21 protein-coding genes are annotated in these 19766 nt (G+C 51.5%); 17 read left to right on the top strand and 4 right to left on the bottom strand.

From position 1 onward, the window contains the following. Window positions 1-73: 73 nt before the first annotated feature. The 9 genes from LKE88_RS05065 to LKE88_RS05025 all read left to right on the top strand — a co-directional run bounded on the left by LKE88_RS05065 (window position 74) and on the right by LKE88_RS05025 (window position 6808). Window positions 74-2056, top strand: coding sequence for a hypothetical protein (locus LKE88_RS05065; RefSeq protein ID WP_276802911.1), 1983 nt, complete (start codon window positions 74-76; stop codon window positions 2054-2056). Window positions 2057-2066: 10 nt separating this feature from the next. Beyond that, window positions 2067-2561: a hypothetical protein gene (locus tag LKE88_RS05060; RefSeq protein ID WP_276802909.1), complete on the top strand. Its 495-nt coding sequence runs from the start codon at window positions 2067-2069 to the stop codon at window positions 2559-2561. Window positions 2562-2577: 16 nt separating this feature from the next. Beyond that, complete coding sequence (locus LKE88_RS05055; protein ID WP_276802907.1) at window positions 2578-2871, top strand: hypothetical protein; 294 nt, start codon at window positions 2578-2580, stop codon at window positions 2869-2871. Further along, window positions 2868-3236, top strand: coding sequence for a hypothetical protein (locus tag LKE88_RS05050; protein ID WP_276802906.1), 369 nt, complete (start codon window positions 2868-2870; stop codon window positions 3234-3236). The genes LKE88_RS05055 and LKE88_RS05050 overlap by 4 nt, the downstream gene beginning before the upstream one ends. Then, complete coding sequence (locus tag LKE88_RS05045) at window positions 3220-3579, top strand: hypothetical protein (protein WP_276802904.1); 360 nt, start codon at window positions 3220-3222, stop codon at window positions 3577-3579. Before LKE88_RS05050 ends, LKE88_RS05045 begins: the two co-directional genes overlap by 17 nt. A gap of 15 nt (window positions 3580-3594) precedes the next feature. Further along, window positions 3595-4047 carry a hypothetical protein gene (locus LKE88_RS05040; RefSeq protein WP_276802902.1) on the top strand — a complete coding sequence of 151 codons (453 nt, stop codon included), beginning with the start codon at window positions 3595-3597 and terminating at the stop codon, window positions 4045-4047. 106 nt (window positions 4048-4153) lie between these two features. Next, window positions 4154-4579, top strand: coding sequence for a hypothetical protein (locus LKE88_RS05035; RefSeq protein WP_276802900.1), 426 nt, complete (start codon window positions 4154-4156; stop codon window positions 4577-4579). A 375-nt stretch (window positions 4580-4954) separates the two neighbouring features. Continuing rightward, window positions 4955-5194 (top strand): hypothetical protein, encoded by a 240-nt coding sequence (locus tag LKE88_RS05030; RefSeq protein ID WP_105327148.1) that lies wholly within the window; start codon window positions 4955-4957, stop codon window positions 5192-5194. Between the two features lie 261 nt (window positions 5195-5455). Beyond that, window positions 5456-6808, top strand: coding sequence for a pyruvate carboxylase subunit B (locus LKE88_RS05025; protein ID WP_105327149.1), 1353 nt, complete (start codon window positions 5456-5458; stop codon window positions 6806-6808). A gap of 192 nt (window positions 6809-7000) precedes the next feature. Here the strand turns inward: LKE88_RS05025 and LKE88_RS05020 are convergent, their stop codons facing one another. Next, complete coding sequence (locus tag LKE88_RS05020; protein WP_231085914.1) at window positions 7001-8935, bottom strand: transglycosylase domain-containing protein; 1935 nt, start codon at window positions 8933-8935, stop codon at window positions 7001-7003. Here LKE88_RS05020 and LKE88_RS05015 point away from each other — a divergent pair. The 5 genes from LKE88_RS05015 to LKE88_RS04990 all read left to right on the top strand — a co-directional run bounded on the left by LKE88_RS05015 (window position 8934) and on the right by LKE88_RS04990 (window position 13296). Beyond that, entirely contained in the window at window positions 8934-9146 is a 213-nt protein-coding gene (locus LKE88_RS05015) for a hypothetical protein (RefSeq protein ID WP_231085913.1), read from the top strand. The genes LKE88_RS05020 and LKE88_RS05015 overlap by 2 nt on opposite strands. A 324-nt stretch (window positions 9147-9470) precedes the next feature. After that, complete coding sequence (greA, locus tag LKE88_RS05010; RefSeq protein ID WP_276802897.1) at window positions 9471-9980, top strand: transcription elongation factor GreA; 510 nt, start codon at window positions 9471-9473, stop codon at window positions 9978-9980. A gap of 4 nt (window positions 9981-9984) precedes the next feature. Continuing rightward, a complete protein-coding gene (lysS, locus tag LKE88_RS05005; RefSeq protein WP_105327152.1) occupies window positions 9985-11964 on the top strand; it encodes a lysine--tRNA ligase in 1980 nt (659 codons plus the stop codon). Between the two features lie 69 nt (window positions 11965-12033). Beyond that, entirely contained in the window at window positions 12034-12579 is a 546-nt protein-coding gene (locus tag LKE88_RS04995; protein ID WP_105327153.1) for a hypothetical protein, read from the top strand. A 309-nt stretch (window positions 12580-12888) separates the two neighbouring features. Further along, on the top strand, window positions 12889-13296 hold the full coding sequence (locus LKE88_RS04990) for a tellurite resistance TerB family protein (RefSeq protein ID WP_276802894.1): 408 nt from the start codon (window positions 12889-12891) through the stop codon (window positions 13294-13296). A gap of 67 nt (window positions 13297-13363) precedes the next feature. On the opposite strand, the gene LKE88_RS04985 is transcribed toward LKE88_RS04990, so the two are convergent. Together LKE88_RS04985 and LKE88_RS04980 are read right to left on the bottom strand one after the other, a co-directional pair. Further along, entirely contained in the window at window positions 13364-14662 is a 1299-nt protein-coding gene (locus tag LKE88_RS04985; protein ID WP_160101867.1) for a Na+/H+ antiporter NhaC family protein, read from the bottom strand. 70 nt (window positions 14663-14732) lie between these two features. Further along, the gene (locus LKE88_RS04980) at window positions 14733-15287 is read right to left on the bottom strand and encodes a hypothetical protein (protein ID WP_105327156.1); all 555 of its coding nucleotides are present in this window, start codon (window positions 15285-15287) and stop codon (window positions 14733-14735) included. A gap of 115 nt (window positions 15288-15402) precedes the next feature. Here LKE88_RS04980 and LKE88_RS04975 point away from each other — a divergent pair, with 115 nt between their 5' ends. After that, on the top strand, window positions 15403-16047 hold the full coding sequence (locus tag LKE88_RS04975) for an HAD family hydrolase (RefSeq protein ID WP_105327157.1): 645 nt from the start codon (window positions 15403-15405) through the stop codon (window positions 16045-16047). Window positions 16048-16116: 69 nt separating this feature from the next. Here the strand turns inward: LKE88_RS04975 and ilvD are convergent, their stop codons facing one another. Beyond that, window positions 16117-17820 (bottom strand): dihydroxy-acid dehydratase, encoded by a 1704-nt coding sequence (gene ilvD / locus LKE88_RS04970; RefSeq protein WP_199614567.1) that lies wholly within the window; start codon window positions 17818-17820, stop codon window positions 16117-16119. 123 nt (window positions 17821-17943) lie between these two features. Between ilvD and LKE88_RS04965 the strand changes: the two genes are divergently transcribed. Then, entirely contained in the window at window positions 17944-18861 is a 918-nt protein-coding gene (locus LKE88_RS04965; RefSeq protein WP_105327158.1) for a LysR family transcriptional regulator, read from the top strand. Window positions 18862-19084: 223 nt separating this feature from the next. Continuing rightward, complete coding sequence (locus LKE88_RS04960) at window positions 19085-19675, top strand: HD domain-containing protein (RefSeq protein ID WP_105327159.1); 591 nt, start codon at window positions 19085-19087, stop codon at window positions 19673-19675. Window positions 19676-19766: the final 91 nt, after the last annotated feature.

The raw sequence follows: 19766 nt of genomic DNA, 5'->3' as shown, positions 1-19766 counted from the left end.
CCGTGGACAACCCCCACGACTACGTCCTACGTGACGGAGCCCCGGTCTACGACCCGCCCAAGGAGGTGGCGAAATGAAACAAACAACATTCCAGCTCCCGGAAATCCGCGGGGCTGATAATACAATCATCACAGAGGGGACTTACGGCAAAGAATCCCCTCTAGTCAACAGCGACAATACCGGCGTATTGGACTACATCAATAACAATCTGATGTATCTCTATAACAACATCAATGGCTCCAGAATCTACGTAGCCAACAAGGACGCACTGCCTGCTACGGGCGATTTATCGGCCATGTACATCGCAGAGGATACGGGAAAATGGTATCTCTGGGATGGAACGAAGTACATCGAAACGGACAACGCACGGAAGATTGCTGACGAAGCACTCGCCGCTAGGGACGCCGCAAAAGCCAGTCAGACGGCGGCAAAATCGTCCGAGACGGCGGCAAATACCAGCGAGCAGAACGCCGCAAATAGCAAGACAGCGGCGGAAACGTCTGCAAGCGATGCGGCCAGCAGTGCCAGCGACGCCACCACACAGGCCAACACGGCGAAAGCGTGGGCAACGGCAACAACCTCTCCCGACGGTGCGGCTGACACGGACAGCACTACAGGCAAGACGCAGAGCGCAAAAAGTTGGGCGCTGTACAGCAAAGACCGTGCAACGGCTTCTGCGTCCTCTGCTAGTGCGGCTTCCACGTCCGCCAGCAATGCCAAGGCCAGCGAAACGAACGCCGCAAATAGCAAGACAGCGGCGGAAACCAGTGCCGACAATGCGGCCACGTCGGCAACAGCGGCGGCAAACTCTGCTAAAGCGGCGGCGAACAGTGCAAGAGTCAACCAGGCTGATTGGAACCAGACGGATGATACGCAGACGGATTTTATTAAAAATAAACCCGATGTGCTTTTAAAATCTGGTGGTACTGTAACAGGTACAATAGCGGCTACGGCTTTTTCTGGCCCCTTGTCTGGTGATGTAACCGGCAACGTCACGGGAACGTCTGACAAAGCTAATGCAGACGGCAACGGGAACAACATTGCAAATACCTACGTTACGAGGTCCGCCCTTGCATCCAGCGTGACCACAGCGACCGGGAATGTCGCAACGTTAACGGTGACCGACAGCACGTTAACCAATTTAACCGTGACCGGCGAAACCTCTGTCCCCACCGCCAACGCCGGTAACAGCTCAAAGGCCATTGCCAACACGGAATTTGTTGCAAAATCCCTTGCGGCACTAGTAGATAGCGCCCCCGACCAGCTGAACACGTTGAACGAGCTGGCAACGGCTCTGGGCAACGATGCTAACTTTGCCGCCACCATCACAGCGGAATTGGCCAAAAAGCTGAACAGCGCCGAGGCGGCCGATACGTACGCCACAAAGACGGAAGCCGGGGTGCCGTACCAAATCAAGCGCAACACGGCTTATAAAGTTGGCGACGTACTGACCTCTCCCAGCCTTCCGCCGGGCTGTGTAATCGTTGTCACGCAAGCAGGGACAACGGGTAGCACCGAGCCGGACTGGACGACCATTAAAAGTAACATGGGGGGGGTAATAACTGATAACACTGTAACGTTTTATATCAACGATACACTAAGCAAGCACAGTGTAGGGGATATTGTCTATAAGCCAAAGACAAAGACAGGGGGGCATGAGTACCTTCTGCCGTTGGACGGGCAGACGATTGACGGGACAGCGTATAAACGGCTGGTAGATTACCTGGGGACGAATGTTTTGCCGAACTTAAACGGTAGGTATCTGAGAGCGGACACCACGCCAGGAACGATGGTAGGGGCTGGGTTGCCGAATATCACGGGGAAAATAACCTCTACCGACCAACCCGAAGTTCTAACAATCTCTGATGTTTTTAAAAGCGAGGGTGCATTATGGGTAAGTGACATGACAGATAACGTGATGGGTGGGTATCAAAACACCGGTTCTGGGTGTAGAAGCATCAACCTGGACGCCTCCCATTCCTCTGCTATCTACGGAAAATCCGATACCGTTACGCCATTAACCTACACAGTGCGTGCTTATATCTGCTATGCGTAAAGGAGTAAACATGACTGAATTTACAGATGGGACAGCAAAATTCAAAGTTACAAAATCGTGTGGGATACTACCTGGAACTGTAACGGCGTTCTCCGGCACGTTTGAGGACGGATACCCCGTCGATAAAAACACGGGTTTAGTCAACCGTGAATGGCACCTGTGCGATGGGACCAACGGCACGCCGGACTTGCGGAACCGCTTTATTTACGGCGGGGACGGGACGAACAACGGGGCAACGGGCGGGGAAGCAAACCACAAGCTGACGGAAGCGGAATTACCAGTCGTAGACGGTGCGTGGAACACCGCCGTGGTTTTAAACCATGGGCTTGTTGGCGTGGTAGGCCATGCGTACGGCGCGTTCGGCTTTGACAACAACAAGACCTACTTTGTGGCAGAAGAAAGAAATGACGGTTCGAGTTATGGATACGGGTATAAATTCGGCGGAAACCAACCGCACAACAATATGCCTCCGTATTACGTATTAGCGTATATCATGAAATTGTAAACAAGGAGATTACAGCGTGAACGATATCATCATCGAGGGATTAAGCACCGTAGTGAGCCTAGCCATTGGCGGGCTTATTGGCTACGTCGTGGCCTACGTTACCGGCCTTAAAGCAATCCGCAAGGGGATGCAGTTAATCTTGCGTGCGGCCCTTAACGATATGTACGTGCAATTTCAAAAACGCCCGCCTACGGCGGACGACAAGCGGAATTTTGAAGAAATATTTTCGGTCTATGAAAAGCTAGCCGACAACGGCGTCATGGACGCAAAACACGAAGCCGTTTTAAAAATGAAAGAGGCGGTAAAATGATTAAACGACTCCTCCGGCGGTTGCAACGGTGGAAGGCCGCCGCCCTGTCCCCGATGGGCTTTATTATGATAATCTCCTCGGCCTTGCTGTTTGAGTTATGCCTTATGCCAATGGCCTGGACAACGGGGTGGGTTTACCATCTATCATCTGACTGGTATTTTAAGATGTTAGACGAGCTACGGAAAAACGTAAATACGAGTTTTGCCCCGGCGGTCATATCCGGGGCAATTTTAATTGCCGGGTATCTGGTTAACCGTAATCATGATAAAATCCCGGACAAAATGGAGGGTGAAAATAAGGATGCTACAAGAAATCCAATTCCAGCGGAACAAGCAACGGATTTACGCAATGGACGAAAACTATAATGTAATCGGACAATGGGAGTGCCGGAGCGACTTTTTCCCGGGCTATAATGAGCAGGGCGACCCCAGGGGCAGCTTGCCTAACGGCGACTATACCCACGTGAGTGCTGAGATCACAGACGGCGCGTATGGTCCGGCGTACGGCAATTTTTATATCACGTCCGGCGACCCGCGGGGGCGGGACATCCACGGCGGCGGCAGCGACCTGGAGGACCCGTACGCGGACTATCAGGGATGGGAGCCGACCTATGGGTGCCTCCGGATGCAAAACGCGGACGGCGTGGAGCTGTCAAAAATGATTATTGATAACGGCAACGACGTGTTGTTAACGGTAAGGGATGAATGATGGAGGTTCAAAAAATTGCTGAGATTAAAAACCGTTTGCGCTGCCTGCTGCCTGTCCTGGCTGCTGCTGGCATTGCCTTGTTATGCGGCGCTGCCATCGGATACCAGTACCGCGCCAGGGAAGATGTATACGTTGAGCGAGCAGGAGTTAACGACGCTGGAGCGGAACTCGAACGAGTTAGCGAAAATCAACGAGGAATTACAGAGGACTTGCAACGGGCAGGAAGTACAGTTAACGACATTGCAGAAACAGTTAACGCAAGCGCAGGAACTGTCACTGAGATTGAAAAGTCAAATCGACAGCTTGACAGCGCAATCAGCAGAGCAACAGAACTTAATCGCGAAAACCAACGAATTATTGAAAAAATCCGCGCAAGAGGAAAAACGAACTAGGCTCCGGTTGAAACGGCAGCGTAACGCCTGGGAAGCCGCTGCTGCCCTGCTTGCTTGCGTTGCAATTAAAAAGTAAATCGTTGCAACGAAAATGCAACGAGAAAATTAAATTGAATTGAATTGAGCAGAATAACGTATTACGCCCGCATAAAGCGGGCGGAAAGCGCTGGAAAAGGTTATTAATGGCCAATGGGAAGAAGCCATGGAAGACATCAAACGAGAAGAAGATGAGTTTGTCGACAGACACGCCTGGGATTGAAGGAGCCAAAACCATGAAAAAAACCATCTATATGAACGACCCATTAATCAAGCTGAACGAACAGACCCCGGACGGCGGATTTTCCCGCCGCCTGGGCGAGATTGTGGAACGCTACGACGCAATCATGAAGCTAACGCCTAAACCGCCAAAATTTTCTCCGGAAGAAATGCACATCCTGGGGGAAGTCCTTGCTGGTGCAAAGATTTCCGCAGGGTTTATTTATTCCATTGGTTTTGAGGTCCAGGATAGCGTCCTGGAAACGCCGGAAATCCGGGAAGCCCTTGCTAAAAAAATCGATGCTATGACGGCAGCGGAAAAAGTAAAAATGATTGAGATGTATTTAAAATAAAACCAGCCGCCGGACAGCCCGGCGGCTTTATACATTGTTATACATTTTGGCAAATTGGGCTGAGATTGGGCAAAAATCCCGCAAAAAGTCCACACTGGCCAGACGTTTTCGAGAGACGAAACGACGGAAAACGGCGTATTTCCTAGCGTTCCGACGTTTTTCGTATTATCACAATAGGACGTTCCGTAATGCCTGGAATGATGTAAGCATCAGCTAGGTTTCTGAACCTTAAAAAACCGCATGGAGATTTCCTCCGTGCGGTTTTTTCATAACTGGAAAGCAATTTTCGGTCCGGGTTTTGCTTTTTGCTGTCCTTAGGGCAGAAAGCATGGTAAGATAAAGGGAGTGTTCAGGGCAGAAAAAGGAGGCGGTATAATGGACAAAGAAGAATTTATCAAACGGCTGGAACAGGAAGGCCGCTATGATACCCCGCTGATTCTGCAGTATGCCGGCTGGCTGGAGAAGGAAAGCGCCAAGCTGAATATCCCTCCAGAGAAACTTTACGACAAGGAGTGGCTGGCAGGCGGTTCCATTCCCCGGGTCCGGGGCTATTACCAGGACCGGGAAGGGCAGTGGACCGATAAAATGGACTACCCTTGGAATTTTGAAAAGTAGGGCTTTGGGGCCTTGCTTTATACTGCAGCAACCCCTTGACTAAGGGTAAACCCAAAGACAGCCGGCTGCGTTTCAGCCTTTGAAAGGCTGGGCGCGCCGGCTTCGTTTGTCATACAGACCCAGGCTTGGTGCGGGTTTGGCGAAAGATAAGAGTTATCTAATAAATAGGATAACCCAGAATATATTACCGTACTGTAGGGGATTATGTTATAATACCAGAGTATAGATAGGCTATGAAGTACCAATTTAGGAGGTTGAGTAATGAATAATCCGAATCCCGTTAAAATTGTGGAAACGGTCCTGAGAGATGGTCATCAGTCCATCTGCGCTACCAGAATGCGTACCAGCGATATGCTTCCTGTACTGGAAGCCCTGGATGACTGCGGCTTCTACGCTTTGGAAGCTTGGGGCGGCGCAACGTTTGACTCCTGCCTGCGCTTCCTGAACGAAGATCCCTGGGAACGCCTGCGTACCATCCGTAAACACGTTAAGAACACCAAACTGCAAATGCTGCTCCGCGGCCAAAACATCCTGGGCTACAACCATTACGCCGATGATGTGGTTAGCGAATTCGTGAAACGCAGCGTAGATAACGGTATCGACATCATCCGTATTTTTGATGCTTTCAATGATACCCGGAACCTGGAAACGGCTATGAAGGCAACCAAGGCTGCCGGCGCACATGCCCAGGGCACCCTGGTATACACCATCAGCCCGTACCATAAGGACAGCGACTATCTGAAGCTGGCCAAGGAACTGGTGGAAATGGGCGCAGATTCCATCTGCATCAAAGATATGTCCGGTCTGCTGGCTCCCTATGCCTGCTACTCTCTGGTATCTGCCCTGAAGAAAGAAATCAACATCCCCATCAACGTACATTCCCACTGCACCAGCGGCATGGGCGCTATGACCATTCTGAAGGCTGTAGAAGCCGGCGCTGACATTGTGGATACTGCCATGTCTCCCTTTGCTGAAAGCACCAGCCATACCTGCACCGAATCCCTGGTCTACACCCTGCAAGGTACTGAACGGGATACTAAAATTGATGTGAACAAGCTGTATCCGATTGCCGACCATTTCAAGAAGGTTCGTGCAGATCTGGAAAAGACTTTCAATCTGAACACCAACATTGGCATCAATCCTCAGGTTCTGAGCTTCCAGATTCCTGGCGGTATGCTCAGCAACCTGCGTAAGCAGCTGACTGAACAAGGTGTTGCCGATAAGTACGAAGACCTGCTGAAGGAAATGCCGAAAGTTCGTGCTGACCTGGGTTATCCTCCGCTGGTAACTCCTTCCAGCCAGATTGTAGGCTCCATGGCTACCCTGAACGTTATGTTCGGCCGGTACAAGATGATTCCGAAGGAAGTAAAAGATATCGTGCGCGGCAAATACGGCAAGACTCCGGGACCCATCAGCGAAGAACTGAAGAAACTGGTCCTGAAGAAAGGCGAAGAACCCATTACCTACAGACCGGCTGATGACATCGCTCCGCAAATGGAAAAGATGCGTGCCGACCTGGCAGCCAAGGGTTATCCTAATGCTACCGTGGAAGATGTGCTGTCCTATGCACTGTTCCCTGAAGTAGCCCTGGCTTTCTTCAAAAACAACAGATAAAACAAAAATCCGGGTGCCGCTAGGCACCCGGATTTTTACGTTTAAGGGAGGATAGGTTAAGCTCTTTTGTAGAAGGCTTCAGCAGGGACATATTTCCCTTTTAAGCGGCACAGGAGACTTAGACATAAAGTTGCTTTAACCTAAAAAGAAATCCCATCAGAGGTCCATTTGGACGTTCTGATGGGATTTCTTTTATTGCTTGGGCGGGCGCACCGGAGGAGGTGCAGCGCTGCTCTTGGAACCGCTGGAAGAAGAAGGCGGTTTGGGAACATTGCCGCCTCCTGGCAGGGCATCCTCGTCATTGTTGGAAGAGGTGTCATCACTGCTGGTGTTGGCGTTCTTCTTGTCCGTTGTCTTCTTATCCTTGTCGTCGGTCTTTTTCTTGTCGTCCTTCTTGGTATCCTGGGCAGGAGGTTCAGCCTTGGCTGCAGGCATCTTGAAGCCGGCAGGGGCTTCGAAATCTTCCCGGGGCAGTTCTGCTACCGCACGGCTCATAAAGGTGCGCCACAGCACGGCAGGTTCGCCGCCGCCGGTCATTTCACCCAGGGAGTCGTTGTTGTCATCACCAATCCAGACTGCGCAGGCCAGGTTGGGAGTAAAGCCCACAAACCAGGCATCCCGGTATTCACTGGTGGTACCGGTCTTGCCGGCCGCAGGACGGTTAATGGCAGCTGCCCGGCCTGTGCCGCGGGTCATTACATCCCGCATCATTGAAATCAGCATATAGGCGCTGGAAGGCTTGCAGACAGTTACGGGGTCGTCCTTATGTTCGTACAGAACCTTGCCGTTCCGGTCCAGAATCTTCACGATGGGAGTGGGTTTGTTGTATTTGCCCATGTTGGCAATGGCGCCGTAGGCACCGGCCATTTCCAGCGGCGTTACGCCGTGGGTCAGGCCGCCCAAAGCCATGGCAGAGTTGTTGTCGGATTGGGGTCCGTCTTCTACCAGGGTGGTGATGCCCATTTTCTTGGCCAGGGCCAGGACATTGCTGTTGCCGTACTTCTCACTGATCTTGACCGCAGGCACGTTGTAGGAATAGGTCAGGGCCGTACGCAGGGTCATCCGGCCGTGGAAGCGGCGGTCAAAGTTCTGGGGATTCCAATTGCCAGGAATGGGGGAGTCATCCACAATGTCATTGGGGGTGGCGCCGTGTTCCAGGGCATTCAGATACACAAAGGCTTTGAAAGCAGAACCGGGCTGGCGTTCAGCCATGACTGCACGGTTGAACTGGTCGGAACCCCGGCCGCCGATCATGGCCCGGATGTAGCCGGTCTGAGGATCGATAGCCACAATGGCCGACTGGGGCTGCTTCAATTTGTTGTCATCGGTGTAGTAGGTGGGGGTCAGGGCAGCGGCTTCTTCGGCTGCTTTCTGCATTTCAGGATCCAGGGAGGTATAGACCTTCAGGCCTTGTTTATACACGGCATCGGGACCATATTTGTCCACCAGAATCTGGATGCAGTAATCAATGAAGTACTTCTTGGAACCCGGGCTGTCGTTAAGACTCTTGTAGGTCAGGGGTTCTGCGTAGGCGGCGTCTGCCTGTTCCTGGGTAATGAACCCATACTTGACCATCTGGTCCAGCACGGTCTGCTGCCGTTCTTTGGCGGCTTTGGGGTTGGCCAGGGGGGAGAAGTAGTTGGGGCTCTTGGGAATCCCGGCAATCATGGCACATTGGGCCAAATCCAGGTCCTGGACGTGCTTGCCGAAGTAGGTGTTGGCAGCGGTTTCTACACCATAGGCACCTTGGCCGAAGTAAATCTGGTTCATGTACATTTCCAGGATTTCCTTCTTGGTGTACTTCTGCTCAATCTGCAGGGCAATAAAAGCCTCATGGATTTTCCGGGTCAGGGTTCTTTCCTGGGTCAGGAAGTAGTTTTTGGCCAGCTGCTGGGTAATGGTACTGCCGCCCTGGACTTCGCCGTAGCGGATGTAGGTGTAGATGGCACGGCCAATTCCCCGGAAGTCGATACCGCTGTGTTCGTAGAAGCGGATATCTTCTGCGGCCAGAAAGGCGTTTTGCAGGTTTTGGGGCACCTTGTCGATGGTTACGGGAATCCGGTCTTCTTCCGAATCTACGGTGGTGATCAAATCACCATTGGCATAGAAAAATTGGGAGGAGGCCATGGGAACCATGTCCTTGGAAAGTATTTTGGCTGTCGTAAATTTTGCCAGGGCAAAAAAGGCGGCAACCGATAAAAAGCCCACCAGAATCAAAGCGAGAACAGCAGAAAAAATCGTGCTGCCTAATTTCTTTCTTCTGCGCGGATTTTTCGAACCGAAAAGGTCTTTCCAGTTCTTGTTGGAATTTCTTGTCATCGCGTCAGCTCCTAAATAAAGTGAATAAAGTTCAGAACTCAGTTTATCGGTATTATATCACATTCTTATCATTGCATAAAGAAAAAGGGAATTTGTTCAGGAAAGTTTGCAGACAGGAAACTGGCGGATTTCCTTTCCCGGCAATTTGTAAAAAAATGTGTGAAGCGGGACCTGAAAAGAACCGCTGGTTGGAGAGCCTATCGGCAGACTTCCTAATATAATGAAACAAAATAACGTTCTTCTGGCGGCGTAAGATTGACAAAAAGAGCGTAAAAACCTATAATTTACAAGATACGTTAAGTAAGCAAGCAGTGCCTTAAGGCCTATAAAGGAGTCGTGAACAATGGCTGAACAAACGATACTGACCGAAGAAGGTCTGAAAAAATTAGAAGATGAACTGGATTATCTTCGTTCCGAGAAAAGACAGCAGGTTGCTGAACGCTTGAAGATTGCCATTTCCTATGGTGATATCAGCGAAAACTCCGAGTACGATGATGCCAAGAATGAACAGGCTTTCGTAGAAGGCCGTATTCTGACCTTGGAAAAGATGGTACGCAATGCCAAGGTTATCAAAGATTCCGAAATCAACAAAAGCGTGGTTTCCCTGGGTTCCAAAGTCAAGATTGAAGATATGGAAACCGGCGAACAGGAAGAATATACCGTTGTAGGTACTGCCGAAGCCGATCCCATGGCTGAACCGCCCCGGATTTCCAACGAATCCCCTGTGGGCAAAGCCATTTTGGGACAAAAAGTGGATTCCGTTGTAAAGGTACCCACTCCCGCCGGCGAACTGAGCTATAAGATTGTAGCCATCAGCAAACCCACCACCAAAAAGAAGAAAGCCAAGGAGTGATTTCATGTCCGAAGAAAAGATTAGCCCCACGGACGCAAAGGAAGGCTTGGGCGAAGAAGAACTGAACGAACAAATGGCTGTTCGTCTGGAAAAAGCCCGGAAGCTGGAAGAAAAGGGCATTCTGCCGTTTGGCCATGCCTATGAAGTAACCCATCATACCAAAGAAGTACATGATCAGGTAGAAGCTATGGAAGCTGCCGGTACGGTAGTGAAGGTGGCTGGCCGTTTGATGGCCATCCGCGGCCATGGCAAAACCTGCTTTATGGATTTGCAGGATAAAACCGGTAAGATTCAGCTGTATGTCCGCAAGGACGAAATGGGCGAAGACGCCTACAGCGTAGTAAAACTGCTGGATATTGGCGATATTGTAGGCGTGGAAGGCGTTGTTTTCAAAACCCATATGGGTGAACCTTCCATTCGCGTACAGAAACTGGAATTCCTCAGCAAGGCCCTGAAACCCCTGCCGGAAAAATGGCACGGCCTGAAGGACAAGGAAATCCGTTACCGCCAGCGTTATGTGGATCTGATTGTAAATCCGGAAGTCCGGGAGGTCTTCATCAAACGGACCCAGATTATCAAGAGTATCCGCCATATTTTGGATGACGAAGGCTATCTGGAAGTAGAAACCCCGGTTCTGAACACCATTTCCGGCGGTGCTACGGCCCGTCCTTTTGTCACCCACCACAATGCCTTGGACATTGACCTGTACCTGCGCATTGCTACCGAACTAAACCTGAAGCGCCTGATTGTAGGCGGCATGGAACGGGTATATGAATTGGGCCGCGTCTTCCGCAACGAAGGCATGGACATCAAACACAACCCGGAATTCACCACCCTGGAATTGTATCAGGCTTACGGTGATTTCAATACCATGATGGACATTACCGAAAAGCTCGTTTCGGAAACTGCACAGCGGGTACTGGGTACCATGAAGATTTCCTACGAAGGTACGGAAATCGACCTGACCCCTCCCTGGCCGCGGATGACCATGATTGAAGCGGTGAAGAAGTACAGCGGCAAGGACTTTACCAGTGTCAAGGACGTGGAAGAAGCCCGGAAAATGGCCAAGGAAGCCAATGTGGCTTTCGAACCTGCCTGGGGCGTAGGTAAAATCCTGAACGCTTTCTTTGATGCATACGTAGAAAAAGAATTGGTGCAGCCGGTATTTATTACGGGCCATCCCAAGGAAATTTCTCCTTTGGCCAAAAGCAGCCAAGCCGATCCGGAAATTACCGATCGTTTTGAAGGCTTCATTTATGGACGGGAGCTGTGCAATGGCTTTACCGAACTGAATGACCCCATTGACCAAAGAGAACGGTTTGAAAAACAAGTGGAAGAACGGGCTGCCGGGGACGACGAAGCTGGCATGATGGACGAAGACTTCATCAATGCCCTGATGCATGGCCTGCCTCCTACAGGCGGTCTGGGTATCGGCATCGACCGTCTGGTAATGTTCCTGACCGGAGCCGTTTCCATCCGTGACGTGCTGCTGTTCCCCACTATGAGACCTCTGGAGGCCCAAAAAGCCGACAACAAGGCTGCGGAAGTACCCGCTGCTGCTGGGGAAAAAGTAGTGGAAGTCCAAAGCGCCGCTGTACCTGTGGAAATTGACTTCTCCAAGGTAACCATTGAGCCGCTGTTTGAGGACCAGGTGGAATTTGATAATTTCGCTGCCTGCGATTTCCGGGCTGTGAAGGTCAAAGACTGCTTTGCAGTGCCCAAGAGCAAAAAGCTGCTCCAGTTTACCCTGGATGACGGAACGGGTACGGACCGGACCATCCTGAGCGGTATTCACGCTTTCTATGAACCGGAAGATTTGATTGGCAAGACCTGTATTGCCATCATCAATCTGCCTCCGCGGAAGATGATGGGTGTGGAATCCTGCGGTATGCTGCTGTCGGCAGAATACCATGAAGGAGAAGATCGGAAACTGCAGCTATTGCAGGTAGATCCTCATATTCCTGCTGGTGCCAAGCTTTGCTAAAATAATGAAAGGGTGTGCAGCTGCGGCTGTACATCCTTTTTTTTGAAAAAATTGGGAGGAGGCGGGAAAATGACCGCATGGATTACCACCTATACAGGCCGTCATGTGGACCCGGTGCAGCCGGATCCGGAGCAGCTGGTGCCGGAAGATATCGCCCACGCCCTGTCCCTGATCTGCCGGGGCAACGGCCATGTGAAAACGTTTTATTCCGTAGGGCAGCACTGTATTGCCTGTGCCCGGGAAGCCCTGGCCCGGGGCTATAGCCGCCGGGTGGCTTTGGGAGCACTGCTCCACGACGCCAGTGAATGTTACCTGTCCGACGTACCCAGTCCCTTTAAGCGGACGCTGAAGGGCTACCGGGAGCAGGAGGATGCCCTGTTGAACCTGATTTTCACCAAGTTCTTGGGCAGCCCGCTAACAGAGGAAGAAAGCCGGCAGGTATTTGATATTGACCGGGGACTGCTAGGCAGCGACCTGCGGCAGCTCTTAAACGAGGAGGAGGTCTCTTCGGCCAGCCCCCTCCTTTTGCCGGTGGACTATACCGTTCTGCCCTTTGCCCAGGTGGAGCAGACCTATTTGGAATTGTTTCATAAACTGCAAAATCCTTTTGCCTAAGTAAAACTCCCTGTCTGTGAAGGCAGGGAGTTTTTTGAAATTTTGCCGTATGTTTAGTAGAATTTGCCGTCTTTCAGGAGTTGCAAAAAGTTCCTATAAAAAATGGGAAATTATATAATGAAATAACGTGAAAATATTGAATAATCTTTCTTAGCGTAGTAGGATAGTTCCTGTATGAGGGGCACGGAGCCAGGGGAGAGAGGCTTCCCTGACGGCAGTGGTACAGCTTTTCCAGGGTATAATTGATCCTGTGGGTAATAGGCTGAAGCTGGCGTGCAATCGGATTATTCGCTAAAGGAGGATTTTCAAATGTATTTAAATTTGCTGAAAGACCAGGAAAAAAAGATGTTTTTGGATTTGTGCAAGACCATTGGCAATTCCGATGGGGATTATTCGGACAGTGAGAAAACGATCATTAAGGCCTATTGTCAGGAAATGAACATTCCTTATGATGATGAGCCTTGTCAGCAGGATGGGGAAACCCTGATGAAAGAACTGGCGGCCCAGTGCAGCCCCCGGGAAAAGAAAATCATCGTGCTGGAGCTGATTGGTCTTGCTTTGGCCGATGAACATTTTACTGATGATGAACGGAAATTGATTGCAACGGCTACCCAGATTTTTGGGGTGGGCGAGGAATTTGCCAAGGGCTGTGAAAAGGCCACCCAGGAATACATTGAAGCCCAGAAGCTGTTTGGGCAGCTGGTGTTTGGCGCATAAGAAAATATTGCTGTAAAAAAATCCCTGTCCTTTTGGGCAGGGATTTTTGTCACTTTTAAGAGGCCGGTCAGGCAGACGCCGGATGGCGGAAGGACTTTAACAGGGCCCACAGGGGAACCAGAATCAGGTAGCAGGCAAACAGAATGGATTCCCGGGGGGAACCGGTGGTATCCAGTACCGTGGCGCAGGCAATGGACCAGGGAATCAGGGGAGAAATCACTACGGCAGTGTCTTCCAGGCTGATAGCAAACTGATTTTTGTTGTCTGTTAAAGAGCCGCACAGTTGGGAAGTCAGAATAATGCTCAGGGTCTGATTGCAGGAAATCAGTGCCGTAAAAATAGCTGAAAGGAGGGTGGGGACAAAATAGCCGGTTTTTTGGCTAAGCCGTTCCAGGACGGCATGGACTCCATCCAGCAGGCCGGTACCTTGGAAAATCCCGGCAAAGGAGGAGGACAGGCATACGATGGCACCTACCCGCAGCATGGATACGATACCGCCGCCGTTGACCATGGGTGCCAAAACGGGGTCCTGTACGTGGAACCCAAAGAGCATAATGGACAGTAGCTCTCCGGGGGCACTTCCCTGGACTGCTACGCAGAGGATAAAGGCCAGGATAATGCTGACGCCCATATTTTTCTTTACGTTGACGTGAAAGAAGGAAAGAACCAGGATGGACAGGGCAGGCAGTACCAATATGGGTGAGAACTGGTAAAGAGATTCCAGGGCGTTATTCTGGGCCAAAAGGGTCTGGTCCACCGGCAGGGAAAGGCCTACCCCCAGGTAAATCAGGGAAGCGGCCAAAAAGGGCGGCAGGGTATCCAGAGCCATATTCCGAATGTTGGTGTACAGGTCCGTTTCCGTCAGGACGCTGACCAAAAGGGCGCTGGTGGAAACAGGGCTCATCCGGTCTCCAAAATATACCCCGGACAAAATGGCACCGCCGGTGTAGAGGGCGGGAACCCCCAGGGTATTGCCGATGGACATGGTGATGACGCCCATGGTGGCCGCTGTGCCAAAGGAGGTTCCCAGGAGAAAGGAAATGGCACAGTTTAACAGAAAGGCCAGCAGCAGAAAAATGGAAGGCCGGATGAACTGGGTGGCCAGGCTGATGATGTAGGCAATGGTACCAGAAGCCCGCCACAGACCGGTGAGCATACCGATGAGCAAAAAGACCAGGAAGATGGTCTTCACGTTATTGATGCCGGCCAGGGCCATTTTCAGCACAGCCCCCAGACTGTACTTTTTGTAGAGACCATAGGCAACGAACAGCAGGAAACCAGCAAATAGTGCCAGCAGCAGGGGTACATCCATAAAAATGCAGCCAAAAAGAATCAGGCAGAACAGGGCAATAACCAGATTTTCCAAGTAGATCAGCTCCTTGCGGGAATGGATGATAAAGAAAGAGGGAGCCGCAGCCCCCTCTTATGAATGATGGTTACTCCAGGGATTCAAAATAGGAGAAACGCCAGCCTTTTTCAGTTTTTACGTAGGGGAAGGTCACCTTTTGTACCCGGACTACGTTGGTTTTGCCATGTTCCGGATCCTGCATAATGGGGGTAGAAGCCTGGAGCTCAATCCGGTCAGCACCCTTGCGGACGATGTTGAAGGTGGTGGTTCCCTTGTGGGGATCCAGGGGTTTGCCGTTGGGAGCAACATACAGCTTTCCGTCGAATTCCCGGTAGAAACGGCTGCCACTGATGATGAAGCTGCTCAGGGCATCGGTAAAGTTTTCGTGGACCTTGGCCTTTAACTGGGCCATGGTTCTGATGTTGGTGTCGGAAACGGAATAGTAGATCATGTAGCCGCTGTCCTTTTTGTCATTGCCATCGGTGGGCAGGGGCTGGTGTTCAAACCATTCAAAGACGGTAACGGCATTTTGGAACGCCGTAATCACTTCCTGGTCCGTGGGGGCGCTGGGAGAAGCAAAAGCGGCACCGGCTGCGGAAAGAACCAGGCAGACGGCTAAAAAGAAAGAACGGAATATTTTCATGGTGCACACTCCTTAAATAAATTCTTCTCTATTTTACCATATCTGGGACCGCCTGACCATGGTTCAGGAAGAGTCGTGCTATAATAGGAAAAGATTGAGACAAAAGGAGAATATTATGAAACAGTATCAGGCAGTAATCTTTGACTTGGATGGTACCCTGCTGAATACTTTAACGGATCTGTGGCAGGCGGTTCACTATATTACAGAAAAGTACGGCTATCCAGAGCGTTCCCACAGGGAGGTGCGGGCCGCTTTGGGAAATGGGCTGGAGCAGCTTCTGCGGCTGTCCCTGCCGGAGCTTACGGAACCCCGCTTCCAGGCACTGCTTGGGGAATTCAGGGAGTATTACGTGGCCCATTGCAATGAGGCTACCGCCCCTTATCCAGGAATCTTAGAACTCCTTGGAGAGTTGAAGCAGCGGGGACTTGCCCTGGCCATTGTATCCAATAAGGCACAGCCGGCGGTAACTGCCCTTTGTCAGCAGTATTTTTCTGCGTATATCCAGACCGCCATTGGGGAAAGCCGCCAGGTAAAACGGAAGCCGGCTCCCGATACGGTGCTATTGGCCCTGCGCCAACTGGGAGTGCAGCGGCAGCAGGCCGTCTATGTGGGGGACTCGGAAGTAGATTCCCAAACGGCCCGAAATGCAGGGCTGGATTGTTTTTTGGTCAGCTGGGGCTTTCGGGACCGGCAGGAATTGGAAAAGCTGCCCCGTACCCGTTTGGTGGACCGGCCGGAAGAAATCGCAAAACTGGTATAAAAATAAGGCATCCCTGGAGAGGATGCCTTATTTTTTGCAGGGCGAAGAAACAATTGTCAGACTGGAAAATCAGTCTTCTGGGTTGGGTGGGGTGTTTAGCACTGCCCCTTGGTCAGCCCCTGTTACCAGTGCGGCATAGCGGCGCAGGGCAGGGGTGGCTTTTTTCCGGATAGGAACCAGGTGCTTCAGCCGCCGTTCAATTTCTTCCTGGGGCACGCACAGGGTCAGTTTCCGGTTAGGGATATCGATGATGATTTCATCCCCTTCTTCCACGGCGGCAATGGGGCCGCCGGCAGCGGCTTCCGGGGAAATATAGCCGATACACGGCCCCCGAGTGGAGCCGGAGAAACGGCCATCGGTAATCAGGGCGCAGCTTTCGTCCATGCCCCGGCCAACCAACAGGGAGGTGGTCATGTGCATTTCCCGCATACCGGGGCCGCCCTTAGGACCTTCATAGGTAATTACAATTACGTCTCCTGTATGGATCTGGTCACCGGAAACGGCGGCACTGGCGTCTTCCATGGAATGGAAAATTCGGGCTTTGCCTTTGAAATAGTGCATGGAGGGCTTAACCCCGGAGACTTTTACCACAGCACCTTTGGGAGCCAGGTTGCCATACAAGATGGCCAGGCCGCCTTCCTGGCTCTTGGGGTGGGATAGGGGATAGATCAGGTCATTTTCCACTAAGGGAACATCCTTCAGATTTTCTCCCAGGGTCTTGCCGTTCACGGTCATTTGGGTGGTGTCCAACTTGCTTTCAATGGCCTTGAGCACTGCGGGCACGCCGCCGGCTTCTTCCAGATCCAGCAGGGGATATTTTCCGGAGGGCTTGATATTGCACAGGTAAGGTACCTGGCGGCTCAGGACGTCAAAATCCTTTAGGCTCAGGTCAATGCCGCCTTCGTGGGCAATGGCCGGAATGTGCAGGGTGCTGTTGGTGGAAGCTCCCATGGCCATACTGGCAGCAATACCGTTTAAGAGAGCACCCCGGGTCATGATTTTTCGGGGAGTCAGGTTTTCTTTTACCATTTCCACAATCCGCCGGCCGGATTCTTTGGCCAGACGGCGCTTTTTGGAAGAAACCGCATGGGAGAGCCCAACCCCTGGCAGAGTCATGCCCACCACCTCTGCCAGGCAGCACATGGTATTGGCGGTGCCCAGCATGGAGCAGGTGCCAACCCCAGGCAGAGCGCATTTTTCCACTTCCAGCAGTTCCTCCACACTCATTTTGCCGGTTTGGGTTTTGCCAATCAGTTCTCGCATATCGGTGAGGGTCAAGGTTTTGCCCTTGTATTTGCCAGGGAGCATGGGCCCGGCAGAAACCACCAGGGCGGGGATATTTAACCGCATGGCAGCCATCAGCATACCGGGGACAATCTTGTCGCAGCCGGGCATCAGGACCATGCCGTCAAACTGGTGGGCTTCCACCATATATTCGATGGAATCACAAATCAATTCCCGGCTGGGCAGGGGATAGCTCATCCCTTTATGACCTTGGCAGATACCGTCGCAGATGGCGATGGTGGAAAATTCTCGGGCAATGCCGCCGGCTTCGGCAATGCCCAGTTTTACATGGTCAGCCAATTCCTTCAGGTGAAAATGGCCGGGGACCATTTCTGTAAAGGAGTTGACCACAGCAATCATGGGCTTTTTGAAGTCTTCTTCGTCCAGGCCTGTGGCATACAGCAGGGCCCTGTGGGCGGAGCGCTCGATGCCATTGGTCAGCTGACCGCTGCGGTACGGTTTGTACTGCATCTTGCTTTCGTCAACCATCTTTTTTGCCTCCTTTTGGCAGGTTCTCTTGGTTGTTTCTACCATACCATGGTACAATTACACTGGCAAGATTGAAAAAGATGGAGTGAATACACTCAAAAATGTATTTGTAAAGGAGAACCTATGGAAACGGCCCAAGCCTATTTTTTGGTAGTAGTGCAGGAAAAAAGCCTGAAAAAAGCGGCCCAGCGGCTTTTTCTCTCTCCGCAGAATTTGGGAAACCACATGAAGCGGCTGGAGGACCGCTATGGTCCGCTATTTGTTCGGCGACCCAGGTTTACCCTGACTGCGGTGGGACAGGCCTTGGCGGAAAGTCTTTGGGAAATCAGAAATATTGAACAGGAATTTGCCCAAAGGGCGGCCCAACTGTCCCAGACCCCGCAAGGAGAGCTGCGTATGGGGCTGAACAGCAGCCGGGCCCAGGTGCTGCTGCCCCGGCTGGTACCCACTTTTCGCCAGCAATTTCCGGAGGTAACTTTGGATTTTGTTTACGGGGATACCCAGGTTCTGGAGCAGCAGCTTTTGGAAGGGGAGCTGGATCTGGTATTGGGGGTGGATGCCCAGGAGCAGGCCCAGCTGGAACAGCTGCCGCTTTTGGCGGAGCCTATTTTGTTTGCCTTGGCGGCAGAACTGGCGGAGAAAATCGGGGCCAAGGAAAAGCGGGAATTGACACCTGACCAGGCAGCTTCTTTTCCCCTTTTGCGGAATCCGGAGTCCAGCCATCTGCAGCAGAAGCTAACACGGTTTTGGGCCCGGCAGACAGTGCAGCCCCGCTATGACCTTACAGCCGCCGATTTTCTTCTCCAGCTGGAACTGGCTGCTCAGGGCCTGGGTGGGTGTTTTTTTCCAGCCATGCTGCTGTCCCGGCTGGAGGTTTTGAACCAGCAGCTGCCCCCAGCAAAGCAGCTTTTGGTCTATCAGGTGCAGGACCTTACTGAGAAATCCCAACTTTCGTTGGTATTGCGCAAAAAGCAGTTCCGCCCCGAATTTTTAAAGGCCTGGATCCGGCTTTGGCAGCAGGCTGCCGGCAAAGGGGCATAAAAAAAGAGCCCGGAGGCTCCTAAAGGCATAAAAAATGGTCTCGCAAGTTTGTAGCTCGGAGGTATTCCAAAGGAACACTCCATACAAAAGGAGGCCATTGATTATTATATAACACAACTTTGTGATTTTGTAAAATTTACAGGATGTATCTTTTTAACAGCAAGAAAAAGTGTATTAAATAATACAAAACTTGTTGGAATTTTGTTAAATGAAGGAGAACAACATGGCTAAGACCCGTTTGGAAAAACAGCTGGATTTTATTTTGGAAGTGGACCAGGAAAAGAATATTTTACGGCAGACCCACCTGTCCCGCCACGGCCGGCGGGAAAATGATGCCGAGCATGCCTGGCATATGGCCCTTATGTGCTGCCTATTGAAGGAATATGCCAATGAGCCTTTTGATCTGGCAAGAACGCTTTTAATGATTTTGATTCACGATGTGGTGGAAATTGATGCCGGGGATACTTATGCCTACGATGAAGCCGGTAAGGCTACCCAGGCAGAGCGGGAGAAGCGGGCGTCCCAGAGGATTTTTGGCCTTTTGCCGGAAGACCAGAAAGCGCTGCTTCTGGGGCTCTTTGCGGAGTTTGAGGCGGGGGATACCCCGGAAGCCAAATTTGCCCACGTGATGGATAATTTCCAACCCCTGCTGTTAAATGATGCCAATGGGGGCGGAGACTGGAAAAGCCACGGGGTGCATCGGCAGCAGGTGGAGCAGCGCAACACACGGACCGGGGAAGGCTCCCAAGCCATCTGGTCCTATATGCAGCAGCTGATTCAGAGAAATGTGGACAAGGGAAGTTTGGGGCAGTAACTGGTTTTTATAGAAAGCCGGGCAGATACGTTACAGAGATTGATTTTAATTATGGAAGCAATGATAATTTTGTATGCTTTGCCTTTCCGGA

The organism is Acidaminococcus hominis, assembly GCF_022484025.1.
Classification (GTDB): Bacteria; Bacillota; Negativicutes; order Acidaminococcales; family Acidaminococcaceae; genus Acidaminococcus; species Acidaminococcus hominis.
This window is presented reverse-complemented; position numbering and strand designations above follow the sequence as displayed.

What these genes read in the sequence shown, in the direction of transcription:
- LKE88_RS05035 (WP_276802900.1), top strand. Translation starts at nt 4,154, where the DNA reads ATGGCCAATGGGAAGAAGCCATGGAAGACATCAAACGAGAAGAAGATG.
- LKE88_RS04995 (WP_105327153.1), top strand. Translation starts at nt 12,034, where the DNA reads ATGACCGCATGGATTACCACCTATACAGGCCGTCATGTGGACCCGGTG.
- greA (WP_276802897.1), top strand. Translation starts at nt 9,471, where the DNA reads ATGGCTGAACAAACGATACTGACCGAAGAAGGTCTGAAAAAATTAGAA.
- LKE88_RS05065 (WP_276802911.1), top strand. Translation starts at nt 74, where the DNA reads ATGAAACAAACAACATTCCAGCTCCCGGAAATCCGCGGGGCTGATAAT.
- LKE88_RS05015 (WP_231085913.1), top strand. Translation starts at nt 8,934, where the DNA reads ATGGGAACCATGTCCTTGGAAAGTATTTTGGCTGTCGTAAATTTTGCC.
- LKE88_RS05025 (WP_105327149.1), top strand. Translation starts at nt 5,456, where the DNA reads ATGAATAATCCGAATCCCGTTAAAATTGTGGAAACGGTCCTGAGAGAT.
- LKE88_RS05050 (WP_276802906.1), top strand. Translation starts at nt 2,868, where the DNA reads ATGATTAAACGACTCCTCCGGCGGTTGCAACGGTGGAAGGCCGCCGCC.
- LKE88_RS04990 (WP_276802894.1), top strand. Translation starts at nt 12,889, where the DNA reads ATGTATTTAAATTTGCTGAAAGACCAGGAAAAAAAGATGTTTTTGGAT.
- LKE88_RS05030 (WP_105327148.1), top strand. Translation starts at nt 4,955, where the DNA reads ATGGACAAAGAAGAATTTATCAAACGGCTGGAACAGGAAGGCCGCTAT.
- LKE88_RS04975 (WP_105327157.1), top strand. Translation starts at nt 15,403, where the DNA reads ATGAAACAGTATCAGGCAGTAATCTTTGACTTGGATGGTACCCTGCTG.
- LKE88_RS05020 (WP_231085914.1), bottom strand. Translation starts at nt 8,935, where the DNA reads ATGGCCTCCTCCCAATTTTTCTATGCCAATGGTGATTTGATCACCACC.
- LKE88_RS05060 (WP_276802909.1), top strand. Translation starts at nt 2,067, where the DNA reads ATGACTGAATTTACAGATGGGACAGCAAAATTCAAAGTTACAAAATCG.
- LKE88_RS05045 (WP_276802904.1), top strand. Translation starts at nt 3,220, where the DNA reads ATGGACGAAAACTATAATGTAATCGGACAATGGGAGTGCCGGAGCGAC.
- ilvD (WP_199614567.1), bottom strand. Translation starts at nt 17,820, where the DNA reads ATGGTTGACGAAAGCAAGATGCAGTACAAACCGTACCGCAGCGGTCAG.
- LKE88_RS04960 (WP_105327159.1), top strand. Translation starts at nt 19,085, where the DNA reads ATGGCTAAGACCCGTTTGGAAAAACAGCTGGATTTTATTTTGGAAGTG.
- LKE88_RS04965 (WP_105327158.1), top strand. Translation starts at nt 17,944, where the DNA reads ATGGAAACGGCCCAAGCCTATTTTTTGGTAGTAGTGCAGGAAAAAAGC.
- LKE88_RS04980 (WP_105327156.1), bottom strand. Translation starts at nt 15,287, where the DNA reads ATGAAAATATTCCGTTCTTTCTTTTTAGCCGTCTGCCTGGTTCTTTCC.
- lysS (WP_105327152.1), top strand. Translation starts at nt 9,985, where the DNA reads ATGTCCGAAGAAAAGATTAGCCCCACGGACGCAAAGGAAGGCTTGGGC.